Source organism: Paraburkholderia madseniana (genome assembly GCF_009690905.1).
GTDB classification, from domain to species: domain Bacteria; phylum Pseudomonadota; class Gammaproteobacteria; order Burkholderiales; family Burkholderiaceae; genus Paraburkholderia; species Paraburkholderia madseniana.
The window spans coordinates 1-300 of sequence record NZ_VOSW01000338.1 but is presented as its reverse complement, the minus strand read 5'-3'; the positions used below and the strand labels follow the sequence as shown (position 1 = coordinate 300).

At 55.3% G+C, this 300-nt stretch carries 1 pseudogene; it reads right to left on the bottom strand.

The features are described 5' to 3' along the window. Positions 1-126, bottom strand: a pseudogene (locus tag FSO04_RS48180) (IS66-like element accessory protein TnpA); the annotation flags it as partial. Between the last annotated feature and the right edge of the window lie 174 nt (positions 127-300).

The window sequence follows — 300 nt, the reverse complement described above, 5'->3', positions numbered from 1 at the left end:
TGAGGCGCCTGGCCGCAGACAGGCTTCGACCAGTCGTCGCTTGTCCGCCGGGTCGAAGCTTCGCTTGCCGCCGACACCGACACGCGTCACACGCAAGGGCAAAAAGCTCAGGTCATCTTCTGTCATGAATTGCGTCCGCAAAGTTGGGTTGCGGACGCAATCGTGAGCCGTATCAATGTAAGCAGCCGGCGAAGTCATCTTGATCGGTAAGTCGAGCAGCCCGACGATCATGTCCATTCAAATTTTAAATGGACAGGTGTACATGATGGACGAAGTCGAGGTTGTCCAGGATGTGGTTCA